The 23,968-nt window shown below is 58.8% G+C and carries 15 protein-coding genes; 4 read left to right on the top strand and 11 right to left on the bottom strand.

From position 1 onward, the window contains the following. The 11 genes from IRZ24_RS03775 to ftsH form a co-directional block, all read right to left on the bottom strand. Positions 1 to 228 (bottom strand): hypothetical protein (locus IRZ24_RS03775; RefSeq protein WP_297160612.1); only part of this gene is annotated, 228 nt, incomplete at its 3' end. Between the two features lie 272 nt (positions 229 to 500). Further along, positions 501 to 2,708 (bottom strand): glycosyltransferase family 39 protein, encoded by a 2,208-nt coding sequence (locus IRZ24_RS03770; RefSeq protein WP_297160613.1) that lies wholly within the window; start codon positions 2,706 to 2,708, stop codon positions 501 to 503. Next, a complete protein-coding gene (thrC, locus tag IRZ24_RS03765) occupies positions 2,677 to 4,119 on the bottom strand; it encodes a threonine synthase (RefSeq protein WP_297160611.1) in 1,443 nt (480 codons plus the stop codon). The genes IRZ24_RS03770 and thrC overlap by 32 nt, the downstream gene beginning before the upstream one ends. Then, entirely contained in the window at positions 4,109 to 5,149 is a 1,041-nt protein-coding gene (gene thrB / locus IRZ24_RS03760) for a homoserine kinase (RefSeq protein ID WP_297160610.1), read from the bottom strand. Before thrB ends, thrC begins: the two co-directional genes overlap by 11 nt. A gap of 299 nt (positions 5,150 to 5,448) precedes the next feature. Continuing rightward, positions 5,449 to 6,426 carry a branched-chain amino acid transaminase gene (locus IRZ24_RS03755; RefSeq protein ID WP_297160609.1) on the bottom strand — a complete coding sequence of 326 codons (978 nt, stop codon included), beginning with the start codon at positions 6,424 to 6,426 and terminating at the stop codon, positions 5,449 to 5,451. A 239-nt stretch (positions 6,427 to 6,665) separates the two neighbouring features. Next, positions 6,666 to 7,847: a 2-isopropylmalate synthase gene (locus IRZ24_RS03750; protein ID WP_297160608.1), complete on the bottom strand. Its 1,182-nt coding sequence runs from the start codon at positions 7,845 to 7,847 to the stop codon at positions 6,666 to 6,668. A gap of 147 nt (positions 7,848 to 7,994) precedes the next feature. After that, positions 7,995 to 9,026: a ketol-acid reductoisomerase gene (gene ilvC, locus IRZ24_RS03745; protein WP_297160607.1), complete on the bottom strand. Its 1,032-nt coding sequence runs from the start codon at positions 9,024 to 9,026 to the stop codon at positions 7,995 to 7,997. A gap of 15 nt (positions 9,027 to 9,041) precedes the next feature. After that, positions 9,042 to 9,581: an acetolactate synthase small subunit gene (gene ilvN, locus IRZ24_RS03740; protein ID WP_297160606.1), complete on the bottom strand. Its 540-nt coding sequence runs from the start codon at positions 9,579 to 9,581 to the stop codon at positions 9,042 to 9,044. 41 nt (positions 9,582 to 9,622) lie between these two features. Then, positions 9,623 to 11,335 carry a biosynthetic-type acetolactate synthase large subunit gene (gene ilvB, locus IRZ24_RS03735; protein ID WP_366914228.1) on the bottom strand — a complete coding sequence of 571 codons (1,713 nt, stop codon included), beginning with the start codon at positions 11,333 to 11,335 and terminating at the stop codon, positions 9,623 to 9,625. Between the two features lie 1,343 nt (positions 11,336 to 12,678). Then, positions 12,679 to 13,272 carry an RNA 2',3'-cyclic phosphodiesterase gene (gene thpR, locus IRZ24_RS03730; protein WP_297160604.1) on the bottom strand — a complete coding sequence of 198 codons (594 nt, stop codon included), beginning with the start codon at positions 13,270 to 13,272 and terminating at the stop codon, positions 12,679 to 12,681. A gap of 20 nt (positions 13,273 to 13,292) precedes the next feature. After that, entirely contained in the window at positions 13,293 to 15,044 is a 1,752-nt protein-coding gene (gene ftsH, locus IRZ24_RS03725; protein ID WP_297160603.1) for an ATP-dependent zinc metalloprotease FtsH, read from the bottom strand. A 541-nt stretch (positions 15,045 to 15,585) separates the two neighbouring features. Here ftsH and IRZ24_RS03720 point away from each other — a divergent pair. The 4 genes from IRZ24_RS03720 (at position 15,586) to IRZ24_RS03705 (ending at position 23,876) form a co-directional block, all read left to right on the top strand. Next, positions 15,586 to 18,765 (top strand): molybdopterin-dependent oxidoreductase, encoded by a 3,180-nt coding sequence (locus IRZ24_RS03720; protein WP_297160602.1) that lies wholly within the window; start codon positions 15,586 to 15,588, stop codon positions 18,763 to 18,765. Between the two features lie 143 nt (positions 18,766 to 18,908). Further along, the gene (locus tag IRZ24_RS03715; RefSeq protein ID WP_297160601.1) at positions 18,909 to 19,826 is read left to right on the top strand and encodes a 4Fe-4S dicluster domain-containing protein; all 918 of its coding nucleotides are present in this window, start codon (positions 18,909 to 18,911) and stop codon (positions 19,824 to 19,826) included. Between the two features lie 6 nt (positions 19,827 to 19,832). Then, entirely contained in the window at positions 19,833 to 20,984 is a 1,152-nt protein-coding gene (gene nrfD / locus IRZ24_RS03710) for an NrfD/PsrC family molybdoenzyme membrane anchor subunit (RefSeq protein WP_297160600.1), read from the top strand. 237 nt (positions 20,985 to 21,221) lie between these two features. Then, entirely contained in the window at positions 21,222 to 23,876 is a 2,655-nt protein-coding gene (locus IRZ24_RS03705; RefSeq protein ID WP_297160599.1) for a CDC48 family AAA ATPase, read from the top strand. Positions 23,877 to 23,968: the final 92 nt, after the last annotated feature.

The raw sequence follows: 23,968 nt of genomic DNA, 5'->3' as shown, positions 1-23,968 counted from the left end.
CGCCAGTACATGGGCGACCCCACGCAACAGGTCAATAACCCTAAGTACGGCCAGGAGCACTACCCAGAACGCTAGACCGACTAGTAGCGTGATGCCTCCCCCAATCAGACCATTCAGCAGGCTCTCATAGATGACACCCACAAGCAGGGGGAGCCAGTAGAGACGAACCATGAGGCGCAGCAGCCAGTAGAGGAACCAGAAGACGGCCTTGACTGGGTCCGCTGGCATCTCCCACGGCGGTATCCATTGTAGAAGCAGATGTCTCCTTCTTTCCATGTTCTTGAAGGACTTCGCTGCGCTGGCCCGGCCTTGTTTCGCTGGCTCCTCCTATACCTTCCATCTTCCTCCCTCGCTCAGCAGTTGTTTGCCTGCTTTGCCTTCGAGGATAGCCAGGACAGCGGAGGACAGTTCCACAGTTCCATAACTCCTTTTGCTAAGAGCATTGTACCAGCCAGGGGGCATAAGCGCCAGAGCTTGCCTGCTGGTGCCCCTTTCTCTTCTTATGGCCCTGTTCCTTCAGTCACCGCTAACAAGAACTGGCTCAGACCCGCTTTTGTCTGCAATACATGTAAATCTACTTTCTTCGATATAGAGGTCTCTAGCCGCAGAGGACCATAGCTTGGACAATAGAAGATGGTGCGGTATGACCAAATACGCAGGAGCAAGCTGGCGGGGACTGTCTCCTGATCGGCTACAGCGAAGGTCACAAGGAGCCGCTCACCAGCTTGCAAGCGATTAAAACTGCAAGTTGCTTGCAGGCTTGGAGATGATGAGGCTCCGGCAGTGGCAACAAAACGATAGCTATAGGTTGTATTGAAAGCGGGCATCGCACTCTGCGTGAGCTGCCAGGGGGAGATCAACCAAGTGGTAGCCTGACCGTTATACATCAAGACGAGAGGCTGGGCCTGCCGTGAAAGCGCCCGCAGCTCGCTCAGTTGCCAGGAGGAGCTTGGAAGAGAGGTGGCTTGGGCCTGCACTGGCCCTGGATCTACCACATAGAGAGAGAATGGAAGGCCGCCCGGGCGTGGGAGCCTGGTCACCAACGTAGCCTGAGTAAAACGCTGCAGTAGAGCCGTTACCCAGGGATCATAAGGACCGACCAGCATTACCGCGCGCGTCGTTGGGAGTACCAGACAACGGGCATCAAAAAGTGTGACTGGCGTCTGCATTTGACGGCTGAGAAAGAAAACGGCAGTACGCGTAGCATCGTCCACAGTAATATAGGCATGCGAGAGATGCTCACGTTGAGCAAGCTGATCAGTGGCAGCTAGAGCCTGCTGTAGAGAGGCGAGATCATTATGATACGGGTAGGGCTGAAAAGAACGATCATCGAAGTGACCTTCAATCGTATCAATGACATTCACACTTGCCGCCAGGCTCTGCGCTGCTATAAGCAGCCCGACAAAGAGATAGCCAGCCAGGCGCAGACGCCTCAGCCAGCCCTGCTGGAGACGCAGCCAAGCGATCCCCTGGGCTACCGCCATGCCAATCAAGAGAAAAGGGCCGGGCATCAGAAGGAGCAGGTATTGAGTATGTAGCTCCCCTCCATAGCGCGAGAATACCAGCAGAGGAACAAGCTGCCAGACGAGCAAAATCAGTGCGCCACAGCGCTGGCCATCCGAGCGTAGCAGCTGCCAGGCTTGACATAGCCGCTGCCACCAGCGACGCGCTTGCGCCAGCGCTGGCCCCCGCTCTTCACCTTCCTTACTCAGCTCAGCTCTTCCCTTCTGTCCTCTGATAATGAGCAGCAGCAGCCAGAAGCCAGCCAAGATCAGCAGAGCCGGCATTGCCAGCTTAAGCCAGGAGAAAAGGCGATGTAGCGGCAGAAGAAGCGTATCTCCTCGATTAGGAAGTTGATCATAGGGAATAATGAAGAGGCGATAGATACGGAGAGCCTGGAGAGAGAGGCCGCCGGTCTGATGATTAGAAAAACTGAGGGTAGAGCGTAAATCTTGCAAACCAGAAAGGAGCAGCCAGAGCAGCGAAGGGGCCAAGACCACCAGCAGCGCCAAGCCAGCCAGCAGAGCATCACGCCAACGCACCGTCTTAGGTACCAAGACCACACAAAGCAGCAGCGGCACTACCAGCAGAAGATTCACTTCGTGGGCTTGATAGAGGAGCGCCAACCAGAGCACGGCCCACCCCAACCAGCCCGATCGCCGCTCTACGGCCCCGCGGAAGAGCGCTAGAAAGAATAGTACAACAAAAGGAGCAGCAATATTTGGCTGCCAGATAAAACGGGCATACTTGACCGGCAGGACCGCAGAAGCATAGAGAAAGGAGCCAATGATAGCAGCCAAGCGGCCATAATAGCGATACAAGAAGAAATAAGATAAGACCACTGCCAGCACATTGAGCAGCGCAATAAACACGGCGGCCCAAAGCGGGTTAGCGCTCAAGGCCGCAGGTAGCATTAAAAGGTAGACCACGCCTGGCGGATGCTGCGAGCCAATCGAGCCTGTATTGCTCGTTACAGGCAACAGGCCCTGATGGACAGCATCATAAGCCATACGGAAGAGGGTGGCCTGATCATCGTCGAACTCCGTCCGATTGAGGCCAAAGAGCCGCAACCCTGCCGCGAGTAGCAGCAGGCACGGGACTTCAGGGTTTAGGAGCCAGGCCCACCAGGAGCGCTGCCGCTCAGAGCGCCCTGGTGGCTGCTGAACCGTTCTTCCCTCATGATGGGCTGGTGAGGGGGCCAAGCGCATCAAGTGTCCTCCTGACACTAGCGAGATCTGGGTCAATGCTGACCGTCTCGGCGCGTGGAATGCCGGTTTGGTGATCCTTGAGCAGGTTGCCGGTGAGGATTGCAACCACGCGCTCGCTTGGCTTGATTATACCAGCCCTGACAAGCTTACGAATGCCGGCTACTGTTGCCGCCGAGGCCGGCTCGCAGCCGATTCCCGCGCGGTCAATCACCGCCTTCGCCTCTAGGATTTCTGGATCACTGACCTCCTCGACGACTCCAGAGCACTCCTGGATCACAAGGCGAGCGCGGCTATAGCTAACAGGGTTCCCGATCTTGATGGCGCTGGCCACCGTGTGAGCCTGAACCGCATGGCGCCGGACAAAGCCCTCACGGTAGCTCAGATAGAAAGGATTGGCGCCGGCGGCCTGGATAGCAGCCAGACGCGGCAGACGGCTAATCAACCCTAGCATCCGCGCCTGCAGGAAAGCCTTGCCCAGAGCCGAAGTATTGCCCAGGTTGCCGGCTGGCAAGACCAGCCAGTCGGGGGCCTGCCAGTTGAGCTGCTGCAGCAACTCAAAAGCGATGGCTTTCTGACCTTCGACACGGAAAGGATTGAGAGAATTGAGCAGGTAGATACCCAGCTCGTCACAGACCTGCTCGACCAGCAGCATAGCGGCATCAAAATCGCCATTGACCTGGATCATGCGTGCCCCATAGGCCAGCGTCTGGGCCAGCTTACCACCAGCCACCTGACCGGCGGGCAGAAAGACCAAAGCCTGCAGGCCAGCTAGAGCGGCATAGGAGGCCAGCGAGGCGGAAGTATTGCCAGTTGAAGCGCAGGCGACGGCTCGCGCCCCCATCAGGCGAGCCATCGTTACGCCTACAACCATGCCGCGGTCTTTGAAGCTCCCTGTTGGGTTTTCGCCTTCGTGTTTCAGATAGAGCTGCGCCAGTCCAGCATAGTCGCCAATGCGTCGCAAGCCAGGCGAGGCCTGCGTCTCCTGCTGCTGATCACTGCCCACCGCATACAAAGTCGTATTTCCCTCAGCGCGCGAGATGATGGCCTCATCGGGCAGCGGCAAGATCAGCTCACGGTAGCGCCAGACGCCACTGCGCTGCACAATAGAGGCACCAGGTGCGCCCGGGACCAATGCAGCCCGCTCGGCGAAGAGCTGGCGCCAGGCCGCCGCTGGATCACGATCCAGCGGCGCACTCCCCGAGCTGGTAGGCAGCGATGCTGGCAAGCGAAGAGGAATCTCAACATCGAGCACCTCTCCGCAATTGCAGCGATAGCGAGCCGTCCGCCCCGGCTCCAGCACGGGATAGAAGGCCCGGCAAGCCACACAGCGCAGGCGTACCTGCTCTAGCGCCTGTCGGATGGACGCAGCAGGCAGCATCCCCTCTTGACGATCATCGATCCTAGCGTCCAAGCGATCCCTCCTTCACCGGTCGGGCGGGCGACCAGCAGAATTGATCTTCGTAGTAACGAGCGCGCGAACGACGTGCCCGATGATGACGAGGGTTAATCACTCGCGCCCCATGCTTATCAGCTCGCAAGATCATACCGGTTCCCTCCACGCCGCGAGCGCGCGCTGCTTCCTGCATAGCGCGCAGAATCTCCTGGAAGCGCGAACTAGCAAGAGCAATTAGAGAAGAACCGCCGCCAGAAAGAGAGGCTCCATAAGCACCGGCAGCCACCGCAGCATTAATAATATCAGGCATAGCGGGGAAGAGCGCCTGACGATAGGGCTGATGCAAGCGATCCTGCATAGCCTCGCCGATCAGCTCATAGCGTCCTGTCTGCAGGGCAGACAGAAGGAGCGCCACACGCCCAGTATTGAAGGTCACATCATCTTTGGGATAGCTGGGAGGGAGCAGCTTACGCCCGGCCAGCGTATCCATTGAGAAAGAGGGAGTAAAGATGACCGCCTTCAGTGCGTCCGGGAAGGGGGTCTTGACAGCATGGATCTTACCATCCTTGACCGTGGTCGCTACCAATCCCCCCAGGAGAGCCGGCGCTACGTTGTCAGGATGATTCCCCTGTTCACTAGCTACCGCCAGTTCCAGAATCTCCTGCTCTGAGAGCGTCAGACCCCGCAGACGCAGAAACTCGCTCGCTGCCACAACACCGCCAACCGCCGCGGTCGCACTACTGCCCAGCCCAGCCCCCGGCGGAATCTGAATGACCATGCGAATACGTACCGCCGGCGGCTCCAGGCCCTTAGAAGCAAAAACCGAGGAAAAAGCGCGGAAGAATAGATTGTCTGGACCAGTGGGAAGGCCTGCCCCCAGCTTCCCCTCAATCTGGATGATAGGATGCTGCGGATCAGTGCCACTTTCTACAACCTCAAAGCGATTGTAGAGCTGCAAGGCCAAGCCAAGGCTATCGAAACCCGGTCCGAGGTTAGCTGAGGTGGCCGGTACGAGCACAGTAAAAGCGACAGGAAATACCGGTGCCATCGCCACGGGCCTCCTGTCTTTCAGCTGCAAGACCTTCCATTGCTCTAAGCATCTCCTTTCTTTTGCCAGCGGACAAGAGTGGTTTTTATTGTATCACGATCTCAGGCTACTCGTCAGTAGCACCAGCCGCCCAGGGCCGCTCTGGGAGCGACAGGGGTGTCTCCCCTCATCTCCCCACCCCTTTGCTTCTCCTCTCTACCAGGCGAGCAGCCAGCCTTATGAGCCATGCGCCGCGCTCTCTGGAGCTGGCGCGCGCGGATGTCAGGAAAGACAACCCTGTTCCGCTCCGCAGCGCCTCCCTACTCGTAGACTGGTGTGAGCCAGTGACGGTATTTCTCGTTCTCACCCCGACAGGCCGCCAGATAGAGGGCCTGTAACTTCATCGTGAAAGGTCCAGGACGCCCATTGCCAATGGGACGATGGTCGACACTGATGACGGGCGAAACCTGAACGCCTGTCCCACAAAGGAACATTTCTTCGCTGGCGTACAGTTCTGTACGATCAATGCGCCTCTCTTCGACAATTAAGCCGAATTCATCACGCACAAGCTGAATCAATGTATTGCGTGTAATACCTTCGAGAATATCCTCAGATGGCGCTGGAGTAATCAGCTTGCCATTGCGCAGGATAAAGAGATTGCAAGAGCTGCCCTCGGAGACATAACCATCATGAGTCAGCATGATGGCCTCATCAAAGCCGCTGGCCAGCGCATCCTCGGTCGCCAGTGCGCTGTTGACGTAGCCTCCCGTCACCTTGGCTCGCACTGGCATGGCATTACTGTTGGCTCGCCGCCAGCTCGACGTACAAACGCGCAGGCCGGAATCAATGTCTACATAGTTGCCCATGCCAAAGGTATAGATCGCAAACTCATCTTTGAGACCGGTCAGGCGTGGCTTCACTGTCAGTGAGGCCTTATAGGCGATTGGGCGAATGTAGACATCTTGTCGATAGTTATGCTTACGTAGCAGCTCAACAGTGATCCGCTCCAGATCCTCGATGGTATAGGGTAGATTGAAGCGCATCACATTCCAGGAATGCATCATGCGCTCATAATGTTCGCGCATTTTCAGTACATAAAGCTGCTCATGCTTAGAATTCCAGTAGGCGCGAATTCCTTCAAAGCAGGCAGTGCCATACTGGAGGGCATGGGTAGCAATACTGACCTTAGCCTCAGCGATCGGCACAAAGCGGCCTTCGAAGAAGGCATAGCCCTCCAATGGGTCCTGAATTGAGACTTTCTGTGGCGTGGCTTCCTGAGAACTCTGTGTCTGCGTCACGACCTCACTCCTTCGATCAATCAGGCAAGGCAGTGGGCGGGAGAAACCGCTCCACGAGCAAGTAAGCAAACAGAACAGCAAAAAGGAAGAAGGCGCAAGGGTGTGTCACTGAACAGAATACTTGACACACCCTTGCGGGCCAGGAGCGATCTCTTGACCTACGGCTCTCCCAGTATGGAGCCTTTTGGAGCTGGAGTCGCCTTATTTGATCTTTGCCCCAGAAAGGTGGCGGGGGAAAGTCAGATAGCTGACGGCGTCTCCAGACTGCTTTCGACGATATAAATCAAATCGTCGTCAGTGACATATTTCTTCTGATCGGCAAGAGCGATAAAACGCTCGTAGGCCTTTTTGAGCTGCTCAGCATTCAAGCGATAGCCGAGCTGGCGCAGGCGGGCATCGAGGCCGTGGCGTCCGGAGTGCTTGCCGAGCACCAGGCGCGTATCGTCCCAGCCGACAGACTGTGGGGTCATGATCTCGTAGGTCAAGCGATTCTTCAGCACGCCATCCTGATGGATGCCGGCCTCATGAGCAAAGGCGTTCTGGCCCACAATCGCCTTATTTGGCTGCACCGGGATGCCAGTCAAGCGGCTCACTAACTGGCTGGCAGCCACAAACTCACGGGCATTAATGCGCGTATCGGCCTGGAAAACATCCGGGCGCGTACGCAGAGCCATTACCACCTCTTCCATCGCCGTATTGCCGGCGCGCTCACCGATGCCATTAATGGTCACCTCCACCTGTCGGGCACCGCCACGGATCGCCGCCAGGGTATTAGCCGTAGCCAGGCCGAGATCATCGTGACAATGCGCGCTCAGCACCACATTCTCCATACCTGGCACGCGCTCACGCAGGTAGCGGAAAAGCATCTCATACTCAGACGGAGTGATATAGCCGACCGTATCGGGCACATTGATCGTTGTCGCACCCGCCTTAATCGCCAGCTCGAAGACACGGCAGAGATACTCCCAGTCGCTGCGTGTCGCATCTTCCGCCGAGAACTCAACCCGCGGGCAGAGATTGCGCGCATAGGCCACCATTGCTTTGACCCGCTCCAGGGCTTCCTCGGGCGTGATCCTCAGCTTATACTTCAGGTGGATATCAGAGGTTGCCAGGAAGACATGAATCACTGGCTGTTCTGCCTCGCGGACGGCTTCCCAGGCCGCGTCGATATCCTCGGTATTAGCGCGAGCCAGGCCAGCGACGGCCACATCGTGGCCGCGCACACGTTGGGCAATGGCCTTCACCGCTGCCAGGTCCCCGGGCGAGGCTGCTGGAAAGCCCGCCTCGATGATATCGACATTCAGGCGCACAAGCTGCTCGGCAACCTGCAGCTTCTCCTCAGTCGTCATAGTGGCGCCAGGCGACTGTTCGCCGTCACGCAGAGTCGTGTCAAAGACGCGAATTACCGCAGGATCTCCCATAGTTGTTGTTCCTCCTTGTGACCATTCACCAGGCGACGAGAGGCCATTTGTCGGCGTCTCGCCGCCCGCAAGCGCAGGCAAGCTGATGAGCGCGCCGGTGGCTAGACGAGCCGATCACCGGCGAGTCAATTCAGGCCGCTTCTTTCCTCACTTCTTCGTTGGCCCAGCGATTTCGGGCCGCTTGTCTACAGGCTTGAGCCAGGGCATCATCGCGCGCAGCTCACTGCCGATCTGCTCGATCTGGTGCTGCGCGTTGGAGCGGCGCATAGCCTGGAAGGCCGGACGCCCGGCCTGATTCTCCAGAATCCAGCGCGTCGCGAAGGTGCCATCTTGAATCTCGCGCAGAATTTTGCGCATCTCGTTGCGCACCTGCTCATTAATGAGGCGCGGGCCAGAGACGTAGTCGCCGTATTCGGCAGTATCGCTGATCGAGTAGCGCATATAACTCATGCCACCCTGATACATGAGGTCAACGATCAGCTTCATCTCGTGGAGGCACTCAAAATAAGCCACTTCGGGCTGATAACCAGCCTCAACCAGCGTCTCGAAGCCAGCGCGGATCAGAGCCGTCAGGCCGCCACAGAGTACGGCCTGCTCGCCAAAGAGGTCGGTCTCCGTCTCCTCGGCGAAGGTTGTGCGCAGCACGCCAGCGCGCGTGCAACCCACGGCGCGGGCGTAGGCCAAGGTCAGTGCCTCGGCCTGGCCAGTCGCATCCTGATAGACCGCCCAGAGAGCCGGTACGCCTACGCCTTCGGTGAACAGGCGGCGCATCATATGACCGGGGCTTTTGGGGGCCACCATTGCCACATCGATATCGGGCGGCGGCACAATTTGCGAATAATGGATGCTGAAGCCGTGGGCGACCATCAGCATCTTGCCTGGGGCCAGGCCCGGTCGGATATCGCGCTCAAATACCTCGCGGTGATACTGATCGGGGATCAGCAGCATAATAATGTCCGCCTGAGCCGCCGCCTCAGCGGTGGTCATGACCTGCAGCCCATCGGCTTCGGCCTTCTCGCGGCTCTTGCTGCCCGCCGGCAAGCCAACCACGACATTGCAGCCGTTATCGCGCATGTTGAGGGCGTGAGCGTGGCCCTGGCTGCCATAGCCAATGACCGCCACGCGCTTGCTCTGAATCAGCTCAAGATTGGCATCAGCATCGTAGTAGATATTCGCCATTGACTGCTCCTCCTCCTATTCATCGCGCGCAATTGCCAGACAACCGCTGCGCGCCAGTTCGCGAATGCCATAGGGCTGGAGCCGCTCCAAGAGCCGCTCCACCTGCTCACCCTTGCCGGTGACCTGTAGCGTGAGCGTCTCGGGTGCCAGATCGATGGCCTGCGCCCCAAAGTGCTGACCCAGCTCAATGATCTCACTGCGATTGGCGGCGGTGCAGTTGACCTTTACCAGCGCCAGCTCCCGCTCGATCGCCTGCCCAGCCGGGAAGCACAGCACTTGGCGCACGTCAACAATCTTGCGCAGCTGTTCGCAGAGATGCTCGGCACCGACTTCAGCATCGTCGACGACCACTGTGACCCGCGCCATGCCTGCCTCCTCACTCGGACTCACGACGAGCGTGCGCATGTTAGCTCGCCGACGACGCAGCACATTGACCACACGGTCAATAGCTCCCTGGCGATCAGCGACGAGCAAGACCAGCGTGTAAAGACGCGCGCATCCCTGGGGTGCATCTGCCTGTCCAGCCCGCGCTGAGGCAATAGCCTGCTCTGTCATGTTTAATCCCATCCTTCCGTCTCGCCTCACACACCTATCTCTTACTCATGTTCGATAATCATGTCAGTGATGGCAGCTCCAGGCGGCACCATCGGGTAGACATTGGCCTCTGCCTCGATGGCGAAGTCGATAATGACGGTGCCGGGGGTTTGCATCGCCTTCCGCACGGCATCCCGGACGTCTTCGCGCCGCTCCACGCGCATACCAGTCAGCCCATAGGCCTCGGCCAGCTTGACATAGTCGGGGCTGCTAATGGGGGTCTCGGAGTAGTTGCGCTGATGGAAAAACTCTTGCCACTGGCGCACCATGCCGAGGTAGCCATTGTTCATGATGGCCACTTTGATCTCAACGCCCTCGTCGCGGATTGTCGCTAGCTCCTGGATATTCATCTGAATGCCGCCATCGCCGGCCACTACCCAAACGGTAGCTTCGGGCCGCCCCATCTTGACCCCCATCGCTGCCGGCAGAGCGAAGCCCATCGTGCCAAGGCCGCCGGAGGTGATATGGCTGTTGGGATGGGTCCACTTGTAGAAACGAGCTGTCCACATCTGGTGCTGGCCCACATCGCTGACCACCGTGGCCTCACCATCAGTGACCTCGTAGATGGCATCCAGAATATCAGTCGGTGTGGGATAGGGGACGGGACGGCGCAAGCGGCGGGAGCGCTCCTGTTCCTCAGCCTCCCACTGGCGCAGTTCACGGAGCCACTCATGGTGGTCGCCCGGCTCAACTGCCTCGACCAAAGCCGCTAGAGCAGTCTTGGCATCAGCCAGGATTGGCACTGCCGCCGGCTTGACTTTGTTCAGCTCCGACGGGTCAATATCGATGTGGATAATCTGCGCCTTGGGAGCAAACTCGCTGACCTTGCCGGTCACGCGGTCGTCGAAGCGCAGACCGACACCGATAATCAGGTCAGTGACGCCGATCGCCCGATTCACAAAGGCTGGCCCATGCATGCCCGGCATGCCCAGGAAAAGCGGATGATCAACAGGGAAGGCGCTCAGGCCCAGAAGCGTGGTGATCACTGGGATGTTGGTTTTCTCAGCCAGGGCGCGCAACTCAGCATAGGCATTTGAAAGGATGACGCCATGACCAGACATAATGACTGGACGACGCGCCTGAGCGATGAGGCGAGCAGCTTGTTGAATGGCTTCAGGCTCGGGCTGAGGCACACGCATCGCGCGGTACAGCTCGATAGAGCGCACGGAGGCCGCGGGACGATAGAGGGTCTTGGCAAACTGAACATCCTTGGGAACGTCAATGAGCACGGGACCGGGGCGCCCGCTGCGGGCGAGCTGGAAGGCCTCATGAACCACATCAGCCAGCTCCTCGACGCGCTTGACCAGGAAATTGTGCTTGGTGATGGGGAGCGTCAGGCCTAGGACATCGGTCTCCTGGAAAGCGTCGCGTCCAATGAAGGGACGACCCACCTGGCCCGTGATGGCAACCACGGGCGTAGAGTCCATGTATGCAGTGGCCAGGCCAGTGACCAGGTTGGTAGCGCCCGGGCCGCTGGTCGCCACGCAGACGCCTACCTTGCCGGTAGCGCGGGCGTAGCCATCGGCAGCATGCGCCGCCGCCTGCTCATGGCGCACCAGCACGTGATGCAGTTGCGGATAGGCCGGAAGCGCGTCGTAGAAGGGCATGATCGCCCCTCCCGGGTAACCATACAGTAACTCTACGCCCTCGCGCACCAGAGCTTCACAGAGAATGTGACTGCCGGCCAGCTCTCGCGCCTCGTCAGTGACAGACATGCTGGCCCTACGAGCATCTCCTGACTCCTGAGTAACCGTCGCAGTTGTTGTCATACTACCTTCCTCCTTAGCTTAGGGGCGTCCCTGCATAGCTCGCTAGAGATTCGACTGTGATAGACCTTTGAGACCGGCTATTGATTTGTGAGAATGCTGCGAAAACGCCCTGCAAGCAATAAAAAACGAGGAACCGCCCTGCCGGGAGGCCCTCGTTAGGTTACCTGCGCTGGATCGGGTTGCGTCGTTGCTCCCGCTACTCTCCTCTCGGCGTGCCAGGCGTAAGGCCCGTGGTAAGCGTTACAAGGCTAAGGCCTGTAAGGCTTACCAACCCGCTAAGGGTAAGGCCAATAAGAAGCACAAGCCCTACAAGGAGGAGCGTCGACGCAATTGCAATAGTTAGAGGGGTACTAAATAAAGAAATCGGCGTCAAGACGCCGATTTGCAGAATGAGGAAGAACCCAGCCATCATAGCAGCAGCCATAGCCGCGGCAACCATCATAGCAGCAGTATGCCCCTTGCCACTCCATGCAGCAGTGGCAGCAGAGCGACAGCCTGTCATCGGCTGTTCAGCCCAGGACAGTGTTTCGGCCCGCTGGTTGCCGGTGCAACACGCTGCTGACATGCTCACTGGCTCCTTCTCTCAGAGAATCTCGTGATCTTCTGCTTGCTGTCTGTACTTCCGCTCCGCGCAATCGCTCAGCTTAACGTAGGAAAAGATTATCCTCTCTGGAGGGACGAGTGTCTCAGCAGCCAGAGAGATTCTTGCTTGCAAGAAGCGCTCAACAGCTTGAGGCAGACCATCGCCTCAAATCCTGCCCTGCGACCATCTCTCCGCTAGCGACTGGCCTTGCTGACATCCCCTAGAACGTATCTCAGGCCAGCCAGCATTAGGCAGGAAAGAGCGCAAGAGCACGCGCGGCGTCTTGGAGGTAACTGACTGCGGGCATCGTTGCCAGGCGTTTTGCGAACCCTGTATCTGCTCTTTTTCTCCTTCCCTCCTCACCACCCTAGCGCAGCCACTTCTTTGTAGCGGGTCCTGCTGTCTGAGAGGATACACCACTTGCCGGAGTTTGTCAACCCCTGAATCGCTTTTTGCCCCTCTTAGGAGGAGCGTAGAGGGTCATCAACGCAGATGAGAGGCCGCCCCAGAGTCTTGCTTATCTTGAGAAGCCCTTTCCCAAGAAGCCAAGATAGGAGGCCTATGGCTCTTATGTTTCTGCAGTGACAGGGCGTTAGGGGGGTGTGGTAGACAGGCTGGCTACGATCAAGGCGACAGCACTTTCTGATGGCAGGTGCTGTCTTCTCTCACCCCCCTTGCAGCCTGGTCCAAGCCTCAAGCCTGCGGACTAGCTGCTGTTGCTTTCCGGCGAGGCAAGGTGCACGCGATGCAAGCAACTGTAGCGGGCGCCCGCTCGCGATAGCTCGCTTTTCATCACATCCAGAGACTCGACGGTCTGCTCCGGTAGCGAGGTTGGGACGCGGATCTCATAGAGCAAGCGCTGTAAAGCTTGCTGCTCCTCGCGCGAGAGGGGGGCCTTGAGGCGCGCTAGCGTCAGATGTGGAGAAAAAGGGCGCGCCTCTGGCGGAAAGCCCCGCGCCTGGAGCTCGCGCACCAGTGCCTGTTGCAAGGTCAGCATCTGCCCCGAGGGGTCCTCGATCCCCATCCAAATCACCCGTGGCGCGCGCGCCGGTCCGAAGGTTCCGAGCCCGGTTAAGCGATAGCTGAACGGCGGCACCTGCCGCGCTGCGGCCTCACCGGCTTCAATGGCTTGCGCCAGTTGCTCATCACTCAATTCCCCCAGAAAGGCCAGCGTCACATGCAGCGAAGTAGGCTCAACCCAGCGTGCCGCAGGTAAAAGATGCGTGCCGCGGGCGATTGCGCGGCCTAGAAAGGCTTGCAGCTCGGGGCCGAGATTGAGAGCAAGAAAGGTGCGTGTCATGGTTCGCAATGACTCCCCACTCAGGCAGCAAAGAGCATAGCATCCAGCTCCTCGCCATCGATCGTTTCGACCTCGATCAAGCGTTCAGCAATGGCAACCAGCTTGTCGCGCTTCTCGCGGAGGATCTTCAGAGCCGTCTGATGAGCTTCCTCTACCAGGCGTGCGACCTCCTCATCGATGCGTGCCGCCATCTCGGGACTAATCAGGGTAGTGCCATCTTCGCTCATCTTGAGGGCTACATTTCCCAGGGCGCTCATGCCGAACTCGCAGACCATGCGACGCGCTAGCTCGGTGACATACTCAATATCCTGACTGGCGCCGGTTGTGATATCGCCGAAGATTAACTCTTCGGCAGCCCGGCCCCCCATAGCGCCGGCCATCTTCGCCAGTAGCTCAGAGCGGCGCAAGAGATAGCGGTCTTCTAGCGGCGCCTGAAGCGTAATCCCCAGCGCCATGCCACGCGCAATGGCCGTGACTTTACGCACAGGATCTGCTCCAGGGAGTGAGCGCATGACTATGGCATGGCCGACCTCATGATAGGCAATGATGGCTTTTTCGGCCTCCGTAATAACGCGGCTTTTACGCTCTGGCCCAGCCATCACTCGCAAAATAGCCTCTTCCAGTTCGGCGTTGCCGATGGTCTCACGCCGTCGCCGAGCTGCTAGCAGCGCCGCCTCATTGAGGAGATTAGCCAGGTCAGCCCCCGAGAAACCCGCTGTCTGGCGAGCAATGCGCTGCAGATCAACATCCTCCGCTAAGGGTTTGCCACGGGCATGGACCTCCAAAATTGCCAGCCTCCCCCGCAGATCTGGCTTATCAAGGACAATCTGACGGTCAAAGCGACCGGGACGCAGCAGGGCTGGATCAAGGACATCAGGTCGGTTCGTGGCGGCGATGACAACAACGCTGCTATCCTTCTCGAAACCGTCCATTTCGACAAGCAATTGATTGAGGGTCTGCTCTCGCTCATCGTTGCCGCTGGCCACCGAGGCATGGCGTTGCCGACCGACAGCGTCGATCTCATCAATAAAGATGATGCAAGGAGCATGGGCTCGCGCCTCGCGGAAAAGGTCTCGTACGCGCGCCGCGCCAACACCGACGAACATCTCAACAAATTCTGAGCCGCTGACGTTGTAGAAAGGTACGCCCGCCTCACCTGCGACTGCGCGCGCCAGCAGCGTCTTGCCTGTGCCCGGTGCTCCCACTAGCAGTACACCACGTGGGGTGCGGGCGCCTATGCTTCGGAAACGCTCTGGCTGTTTGAGGAATTCAACGATTTCCTCTAGTTCAACTTTGGCTTCTTCTACGCCAGCAACATCCTTGAAGAGAATTGAAGGGCGACCCTCGTGAAAGCGCCGGGCCCGCGAGCGAGCGAAAGGTAGAGCTGAGGCGCCAGGACCCGCACGCCGCAGGAGGAAAAAGGCTCCTCCGACAACCAGGGCTACAAAGAAAAGATAGACTAACCCTTGCTGCCAGCTTGTATGCTGCCCATTGTCGACCGTCACGGTAATCCCGTCTCGCCGTAGGAGGTCGGTCAGAGTCTGCCCCTCTTCTTTTAAAGCATGATATTGCTCACCGCTCCGATCACGGGCGTAGACATCACTGCCGCTGATAAGGGCAGTCTTGAGACGGTGACGATCGGCCATATCTAGCAAGGCGCTGATCGGTATTTCATGCGTGGTCGAGCCGAGCAACGGGCTACGCACAACACGCATGGTCAGCAGGACAAATAAGACTACCCCTACTACAATCAACGGCAGGATAAGCCGCAACCAGGGATTCTGTTTCCAGAAGGTCCTTAGCGAGAAGCGACGTTTGTTTCTCGATGGTGATTCGTGCTTATGCTCAGGAGACCTATCCATGCATCCTTCAAACCCTTCTTACAACTTGTTACCTCCAGAGCAGGTTATGTTGCCCCAGAGTGTATCAAAATAGCTCTCTGTATTTTAGGTCGGTTCAAATATGTGATTACTATAGCCCGCTATGGCCCGGTTTAGCAAGTCCGTAGCTGATTGTACCAGGAGCAGAGCGCTGATAGAGACAGTGGCCCAATCTGGCCAGGTTGATTTTCTCGGATGCTGTCTGTCTGCCTACGGAGGGGAGAAAGCTACTCCAGGGACTGGAAATCGCTTCTCGCCCGTGCCATAATGATTCTGTTCCTCGCTCAGAGATGCCGAAGATGCTGAAGGGAGCGGCGTTCTACGCTTCTAAGCCTGCCTGTTCTGCTCAATGAACTCCGGGTGGGAGTATAGAACGGAAAGGAATGTGCCTATGTCAGCTAGGAAGCGCGAAGGTGCACAAGGAGCTTTTACTATGTGGCCATCGCTGGTGAAGACGGTCGCAGAGGCCGCAGATGAGGTGTTGGAGATCGGCTCAAAGCGCCAACCGTTCAGCGCCGAGAGCCGCCAGAAAAGGCCGCGCATTCGTGATGCGCGCGTTGTTCATAGTGTCTGCCCTTACTGCGCTGTAGGGTGCGGCCTCAATGTCTATGTGAAGGACGGCCAGGTGATTGATATCGAGGGGAACCCTGAGAGTCCTATCAATCACGGAACGCTTTGCCCCAAGGGAGCCGCCACCTTCCAGTATACAGTCAATCCCAGCCGCCTGACGCGCGTGCTCTACCGCGCCCCCTATAGTGATCATTGGGAAGAGAAGTCGCTCGACTGGGCAATGGAGCAGATTGCGCTGCGTGTCAAACAAACGCGCGATGCCACCTTTGTCGAGCGGCTTCCCGATGGGCGCGAGGTTAATCACACGCTGGCGATTGCCTCGCTGGGCGGTGCCACGCTCGACGTGGAAGAGAACTATTTGATGAAGAAGCTCTTCACGGGCGCCTTGGGCATCGTCTCCATCGAGAACCAGGCCCGGATATGACACAGCTCAACAGTGCCCGGTCTGGGCACAACACTCGGGCGTGGCGGAGCCACGACCTTCCCACAGGACCTTGTCAATAGCGACTGCATCTTGATTATGGGCAGCAACATGGCGGAAGCCCATCCGGTGGCCTTCGCCAATGTTGTGAAGGCGAAAGAGCGCGGCGCAAAGGTTATTCATATCGATCCGCATTTCTCACGTACTTCCGCGCTTGCTAACCTTTATGTCCCCATTCGTGCAGGAAGCGATATTGTTTTCCTCGGGGCCATTATTCGCTATTTATTGGAGAATAAGGCCTTCTTCCAGGAGTATGTACTGCACTATACGAACATCGCAACGCTCATCCGCGAGGATTTTCGCGATACTGAGGATCTCGATGGAGTCTTCTCAGGGTACGATCCTGAGACCGGTACCTATGATCCGACCAGTTGGGACTACGAGCGTGACGCCGATGGTCGCCCATTGAGCGATCCAACGCTGGAGCACCCGCGCTGCGTCTACCAGATCATGCGCCGCCACTACGCACGCTATACGCCTGAACTGGTTGAGCAGGTCTGTGGGGTACCACGTGCGCTCTGGCAGCAAGTGGTCGATACTTTGATCGCCAATTCGGGTCGTGAGCGGACCAGCGCCATCTGCTACGCCGTGGGCTGGACGCAGCAATCAAAGGGTGTGCAGATTATTCGCACGGCAGCCATGCTGCAGCTGCTGCTGGGCAATATCGGACGCCCAGGCGGAGGCGTGATGGCCCTCCGCGGTCATGCCTCGATCCAGGGATCGACCGATGTGCCAACGCTCTATGACTTGCTCTCGGGCTATATGCCGCAGCCTGCAGCTCTGCTTGCTCCCGGCCCGGGAACCAGGCGCCCGCGATCTGAGGAGGTTCAGGCGCCGGTGGCCGGAGAGGAGATGAGGCCGGTCGGGCCTTCACAGCAGACCCTGACTGAATATATCGCAGCCGTTGGTCAGAAAACAGGTTGGTGGGCCAATCTTCCTGCCTATATTCGCAGTCTACTGAAGGCCTGGTACGGCACATATGCCGATGAGGAGAATGGGGAGCGTAGCTATCGCTTCCTGCCGAAGATCATCGGCGATCATTCGCATCTGGCAACGAGCTACGAGATGCTCGACGGCAAGGTGCGCGGTTATTTCCTCTTCGGTCAGAATCCCGCTGCTGGCAGCACCAACGCCCGCATGCAGCGCAAGGCCCTCGCCCAGCTCGATTGGCTGGTGGTGCGCGACCTCTACGAGGTGGAGTCAGCAGCTTTCTGGTATCGCGGGCCTGAAGGCGAGGCAGTTGATCCCAAGCAGATCAAAACTGAGGTCTTCTTGCTGCCTGCCGCCGCTTCCACGGAGAAGGAGGGGACTTTTACTAATACACAGCGCTTGCTACAGTGGCGCGATAAGGCTGTCGATCCGCCAGGTGATGCGCGCTCCGATCTCTGGTTTGTCTATCACCTCGGTAAGCGCCTGAAGGCACTCTACGCCGATAGTCCCTATGAACGGGACCTTCCCATCAAGGCCCTGACCTGGGACTACGAGCGCGACAGGCCTGAACCAGGTTCGCGTATTCCCGATGAACCTGATGCCCTGTTGGTGTTGAAGGAGATCAACGGCTATTATGCGCGCACCCCCGATGGCAAGGAGTATGGCCTGCGCGAGGCGCCGCATGTGCCTGACTTCACGGTGTTGAAGGCCGATGGTAGTACTGCCTGTGGCTCCTGGATCTATAGCGGGGTCTATCCAGAGCCAGGGCGCAATCGCGCTGCCTCTCGCGATCCTTCGGGCTATACCTTCCCTAACTGGGGTTTTGCCTGGCCGGCTAACCGTCGCATTCTCTATAACCGGGCCTCGGCTGATCCTGAGGGCCGCCCTTGGTCGGAACGTAAAAAGTATATCTGGTGGGACGAGGAGCGCGGGCAATGGACCGGCTATGATGTGCCGGACTTCCCGCTGCGCAAGCCGCCCAGCTATACGCCGCCGCCGGGCGCTACAGGGATCGACGCCCTTTCAGGCAGTGATCCATTCATTATGAAGCCTGATGGCAAAGGCTGGCTCTTCGCGCCAAGTGGCCTGAAGGATGGTCCGCTGCCGACGCACTATGAGGCCGCCGAGGCTCCCATTGCCAACCCGCTCTATCATCGTCAGAGCAATCCGGCAGCTCGCTACTACCGCGATCGTCCAGATAACCGTCTGGCGGCGATCGGCGACGAGCGCTATCCGATTGTGGCCACCACCTATCGCCTGACGGAACATCACTTGAGTGGTCCAATGACGCGCTGGCTTCCGTGGTTGAATGCTCTGCAGCCGGCCCTTTTTGTGGAGATCAGTCCTGAGCTGGCAGCGGAACGTCAGATCCGTCATGGCGATCAGGTGATCATTGCCACACCTCGCGGCGAGATCGAGGCCCGCGCTCTGGTCACGCGGCGCTTGCGTCCTCTGCGACTCAATGGACGCATCGTTCATCAGATCGGGCTTCCCTTCCACTGGGGCTTCCAGGGCAAGGCTACTGGCAGCATCACGAATGACTTGACGCATATGGTCCTTGAGCCAAATGTCAGCATCGAAGAGGCGAAAGCCTTCCTCTGCGATGTGCGCCCAGCACGAGGCAGACGCTAAGCGCTCATCGAGCGGTATGGCAGAGCGCGCCAGCGCCGCTTAGCCGTTGCGCCAGGAGGACGGCTCAGGTGCTTGAGTCGTCCTCCCACGCCGAATGTTCCCGCTCTGGCTTGGGCTTGTTGGTTAAAACAGGAGAGAAAACTATGGCGGTTGAAGCAGCGAGATCCCTGCCTGGAGTGCTTAAGCAGTTGCGCGCCTTGCTGGAGCCGCTGCACAAGGAGGAGCCCCCCCCTCCGCAGACAGCAGTGGGCTTTTTTACCGATGCCAGCCTGTGCATTGGCTGTAAAGCCTGTGAAATTGCCTGTAAGCAATGGAATCAGCTTCCGGCGCGTGAACCAGTCTGGGCAGGCACCAGTTATGATAATACGCGCGAGTTGAACGCGATCAACTGGCGTCATGTGCTCTTTATCGAACGCATCGGGCGCCGCGAGGAAGGCGACTACGCTGGGGCCAGCCCAAATGGAACAGCCACACTTTCCAGCGAGCTGCCTTTCTTCAATCCTGATCGCTGGCTGATGCTGAGCGACGTCTGTAAACATTGCGCCAATGCCCCTTGTCTTGAAGCCTGCCCGACGGGGGCAATTATCCGCACCGAGTTCGATACTGTCTATGTCCAGCAGGACATCTGCAATGGGTGCGGCTATTGCGTGGTTGCTTGCCCCTTCGGGGTGATCGCTCGCGATACTCTGGGGGGAACGGCACGCAAGTGTACACTGTGCTATGACCGTCTGAAGGACGGTTTGGAACCAGCCTGTGCTAAGGTCTGCCCAACGGATTCCATCGTGTTCGGCCCGGTCGATCAGCTACGCCAGCAAGCGGAGGCACGCCTGGCCCAGTTGCATGAGCGTGGTGTGCGCGAGGCACGCCTTTATGGGGCCGACGATGGCATTTTGGAGGGCGGCCTGCATGCCTTCTTTCTCTTGCTGGATGAGCCGGCGGTCTACAATCTTCCCGAACGTCCATCCCGTCCCAGCAAGCATGTCCTGCCAGCCTCGCTCTGGACAGTTCTGGCGGCGCTGGCATTGAGCCTATTCGGCATCTTTTCGTTCAGGAGGCGATAAGAAGCGATGCAGCTAGAGAGGCATAGCGTTTCCGCCTGGCTCACTACAGGTCGCATGCTGGCGCAACGGCTTGGGCGGCTCTCTGACAGCAACGGCTGGGTTGAGCACCTGGCGCTGCTCAGCACGGGTTATCGTCCAGATCCTGAGCGGGAACAGCGAGAGCCAACGTACTATGACTACCCGGCTCTCAAAGAGCCAGTCTGGCGCTGGGAAATCGTCTGGTACTTCTTCTTGGGAGGCCTGGCGGCTGGCTGCTATTTCATCGCCAGCCTGGCAGCGCTCTTCGGCGGCCCCGAGGATCGCGCGACGCGTCGAACTGGCTATTATCTTGCGTTGCTTGCGCTGTTGCCTTGTCCACTTTTGCTGATTAAGGATCTGGGACGCCCTGAACGCTTTTTGAATATGCTACGCATGTTCAAAGTGCGCTCGCCTATGTCAATGGGCGTCTGGTGCCTGGTAAGCTTCTCTTTCTTTAGCGGTCTGACGGCCATGATCCAGGCCGCACGCGATCAGTGGCTGGGTCACTGGTGGGGAGCACGCTGGCTGGCTCGCCTGCCCCAGCGCCTGCTGGCGTTGCCAGGTATGGCACTTTCGCTTTTTCTGGGAGGCTACACCGGCGTGCTATTGGCCGCGACCAGCATTCCGCTCTGGTCGCGGAGCAAGATGCTGGGCGCCGTCTTCATTTCCTCAGCCATTTCTACAAGCTCAGCGCTGATCACTCTCTTGTTACGCCTGAGTGCCGCGCCAGCCGCCGCACTGCATAAATTGGAGCGCCTGGAGTGGGGCGCTCTCCTTAGTGAGATGCTTGGTCTGGCTGTCTTCCTGCGTGGCTCTGGACGCGCCGCCCGCGTCTTGGTAGGCAGTGGTCCTGCCGAGCACGGTCCACGTTTCTGGCGCTTCGTGGTTGCCGGGGGCCTGCTGCTTCCCTGGCTGCTCCAGACGTGGCGCCTACTGATACACCGTAGCCCCAAAGAGGGCGCAAGCGCTGAAGCCTTGACCAGCCAGTCGGAGCGCGGTCGCTTCAGCTTGAGCGGCTTCTTGCTCTCGCTCCTGGTTCTTATCGGTGGCTATTTTCTGCGCCGTACTATCATCGAGGCCGGCCATACCTCTAGCCGCGACGCCCGTACCACGCTTTGGCATGCTCGCACTGCTCGCTGAAGAGCAGACATCACTTTCTTGAACTGCTTCAGATCGCCCTCTGGCTGGTAGCAATAAGCAGCGACCTGCTTCGGCAGGGCTATCTGTCCGCCAGGCCCAGGCCTTCAGCGATCTTTAACCTTGACCCAGGCTGCAGCGTAAATGGAGAGAGAGAAAGAGCACGCTGCTAGCAAGCCAGCTATTTCTCAGAGATAGGCCAGACAAGCGGTTATTCAGCGAAAGAGTAGGAATTGAGCAATGGAGGAGCCTCAGCATCATAGTGGCAGTGGGTCCAGCAACAGAGGGACCGGAAGGGTCACTAGCCGTCTGGATCAAGAGGCAGAGATCTCAGCAACGACCAGCAGCGGCAAAGGGTCGGGCACAGCGGAGGCCCATGAGGGTACAAAGGCTGCAACGAGTGAGGAAGAAGGCCTTCAGTTTATTGTTGTCGAAGGCCTGCAGGTTGGGCGTGGAGTTGCTCGCGTTGATCCACGCGATATAGAAGCGTTGGGCTGCCAACCGGGCGACATCGTCATGATTACGGGTGCACGCACCACTGCCGCCAGGTTGCTGCCAGGAGTGCCGCAGCAACGTGGGCAGCGCATCATCCAGATGGATAGCCAGGTGCGCCAGAACAGCGATGCAGGCCTGGGAGAGCGCGTCACGGTACGCAAGGCGCGGGTGCAGCGAGCAGAGAAGATCACGCTGTTGCCCCTGAGCCGCGGGGCACCTATCCAAGAGAGCGATCTGCAGTATATCGCGCGCTACCTGGTAGGTCTGCCGGTGGTGACGGGCGACCTGCTGCGTCTCAACTTGCCAGGCACAGCCAGCCGTGAATTTTTGATCATTGGCACTGTGCCAGCCACACCTAGCTACGCCTCCCGCCGTTCGCAGCTCGAAGGTACGCCGGTCGCTTCTCTCACTGAGCAGAACGAGCGTGCGGAAGTTGAGGCAGTCATCGTTCAACCCGGCACCGTTGTCCGCGCTCAGGCCCGCGGCGCCGGACGCCCAGGCGGTTCAGGACGCGTCAGCTATGAAGACATCGGAGGCCTGGGTAAGGAGTTACAGCGCATTCGCGAAATGATTGAACTGCCGCTCAAGTACCCGGCGGTCTTTGACCGCCTGGGGGTAGAGCCGCCCAAGGGAGTGCTGCTCTACGGCCCACCGGGCACCGGCAAAACGCTGATCGCGCGCGCCGTGGCTTCTGAAACGAATGCCGCTTTCTTTGTGATTAACGGACCGGAGGTCATCAACAAGTTCTACGGAGAGAGCGAATCGCGTTTGCGTGAGGTCTTCCAGGAAGCCCAGCGACGCGCTCCCAGCATTATCTTTATTGATGAGCTAGATGCGCTGGCTCCGCGCCGCTCCGAAATGGGCGGCGAAGTTGAGCGCCGCATTGTCGGCCAATTGCTGGCCCTGATGGATGGAATGGCCTCCCGCGGCCAGGTTGTCGTAATTGGCGCCACCAATCAACCGAATGCGCTTGATCCAGCGCTGCGCCGGCCAGGCCGTTTCGACCGTGAAATCGCTCTGCGCGTTCCCGATCTCTATGGACGCATGGAGATCCTACGCATCCATACCCGCGATGCGGCGCTGGCGGACGATGTCGATTTCGCACGCCTGGCCCAGCTAACGCCCGGCTTTGTGGGAGCCGATCTGGAGGCACTCTGTCGGGAGGCGGCCATGATCGCGCTCCGCCGCGTGCTTCCCTACATTGACTACCAGAGCGGCTATATTCCGTTCGAGACGCTGGTGAATCTCAATATCACGATGGCCGATTTTCAGGCCGCCCTGCGTGAGATCGAGCCATCAACGACGCGCGAGGTCTATGTAGAGGTCAGTGAAACAACCTGGGATGACATTGGAGGGCAGACCCATGCCAAGCGGCTGCTGACTGAGGGCGTTGAGTGGCCGCTGCGCTACCCCGAGATCTACAGCAAGGCCAAGGTAGAACCGCCTCGTGGCGTGCTCCTGGCTGGTCCCCCAGGCTCCGGAAAAACCCTGTTGGCGCGCGCCCTGGCCAACCAGTGCAACGCTAGTTTCATCTCTATCAAAGGCCCTGAGCTGCTCTCAAAATGGGTCGGTGAATCAGAGAAGGGAGTACGTGAGATCTTCAAGCGCGCCAAACAGGCGGCCCCCTGCATCATCTTCTTCGACGAGATCGACGCCCTGGCCCCACGACGCGGTGCCGAGCTGGACAGTCATGTCGGGGATCGCGTGATCGCCCAGCTCTTGACAGAGCTGGATGGCATCGAGGGACGCACAGGTGTCATTGTGCTGGCAGCTACCAATCGCCCCGAGCTGATTGATCCAGCCCTGCTCCGTCCTGGCCGCTTTGACCTGATCGTCGAGCTGACCTATCCCGACGAGGCCGACCGCCAGGCAATTTTCGCTGTACACACCCGTGGCAAACCTCTAGCAGCCGATGTCAGTCTGGCAGAGCTGGCCCAATTGACACCAGGTCGTAGCGGTGCCGATATTGAGGCCATCTGTCGCCGAGCCTCAATGCTGGCCCTACACGATTGGATTGAGCCACGCCTGCAGCAGGTAGGACGGGTACAGGTCAGTGAGGAGAAACAGGAGGTCCAAACAGCTAGCGAGATCGCTTCTGCGAGACAGGCAGTCCAGTCCAGCGACGATGAACAGCAGTTTTTCATTCGCCGTGAGCACTTTCTGCATGCCATCGCCGAGCAAGAAGAGCGCTATCAGACTCAGGCCAGACTAGAGGCCGAACGCGCTCGCCACGAAGAGGCACGGCAGCGCTTGCTTGATCTGGCTGCCAGCTACGGCAACCTGGGCCAGATGTCGTCACAGCCAGCCCTCAAGCCCCCCGCCCTGCGTGGCTGGCGCCTGTGGCTCGCGCGTTTATTAGGACTGCTGCCACGCCAATCCTCGCCAGGCTCATCAGCTTGAATGGTAGAGCAAAGGAGGAGGGAAGAGGCCCGGTGAAACGCCTGTCTCTGACCCTCCTACCACCACCAACAGACCCACCACCAGCATGGCCC

It is taken from the genome of Thermogemmatispora sp. (genome assembly GCF_019683755.1).
Taxonomy (GTDB): Bacteria; Chloroflexota; Ktedonobacteria; order Ktedonobacterales; family Ktedonobacteraceae; genus Thermogemmatispora.
The sequence above is the reverse complement of the archived record's forward strand: the minus strand, read 5'-3'. Positions and strand labels throughout refer to the sequence as shown.

Bases quoted from the DNA above. Each gene is read 5' to 3' on its own strand.
- IRZ24_RS03770 (WP_297160613.1), bottom strand. From the start codon at position 2,708: ATGCGCTTGGCCCCCTCACCAGCCCATCATGAGGGAAGAACGGTTCAG.
- thrB (WP_297160610.1), bottom strand. From the start codon at position 5,149: ATGGCACCGGTATTTCCTGTCGCTTTTACTGTGCTCGTACCGGCCACC.
- IRZ24_RS03750 (WP_297160608.1), bottom strand. From the start codon at position 7,847: ATGGGAGATCCTGCGGTAATTCGCGTCTTTGACACGACTCTGCGTGAC.
- ilvC (WP_297160607.1), bottom strand. From the start codon at position 9,026: ATGGCGAATATCTACTACGATGCTGATGCCAATCTTGAGCTGATTCAG.
- ilvN (WP_297160606.1), bottom strand. From the start codon at position 9,581: ATGACAGAGCAGGCTATTGCCTCAGCGCGGGCTGGACAGGCAGATGCA.
- ilvB (WP_366914228.1), bottom strand. From the start codon at position 11,335: ATGTCTGTCACTGACGAGGCGCGAGAGCTGGCCGGCAGTCACATTCTC.
- thpR (WP_297160604.1), bottom strand. From the start codon at position 13,272: ATGACACGCACCTTTCTTGCTCTCAATCTCGGCCCCGAGCTGCAAGCC.
- IRZ24_RS03715 (WP_297160601.1), top strand. From the start codon at position 18,909: ATGGCGGTTGAAGCAGCGAGATCCCTGCCTGGAGTGCTTAAGCAGTTG.
- nrfD (WP_297160600.1), top strand. From the start codon at position 19,833: ATGCAGCTAGAGAGGCATAGCGTTTCCGCCTGGCTCACTACAGGTCGC.
- IRZ24_RS03705 (WP_297160599.1), top strand. From the start codon at position 21,222: ATGGAGGAGCCTCAGCATCATAGTGGCAGTGGGTCCAGCAACAGAGGG.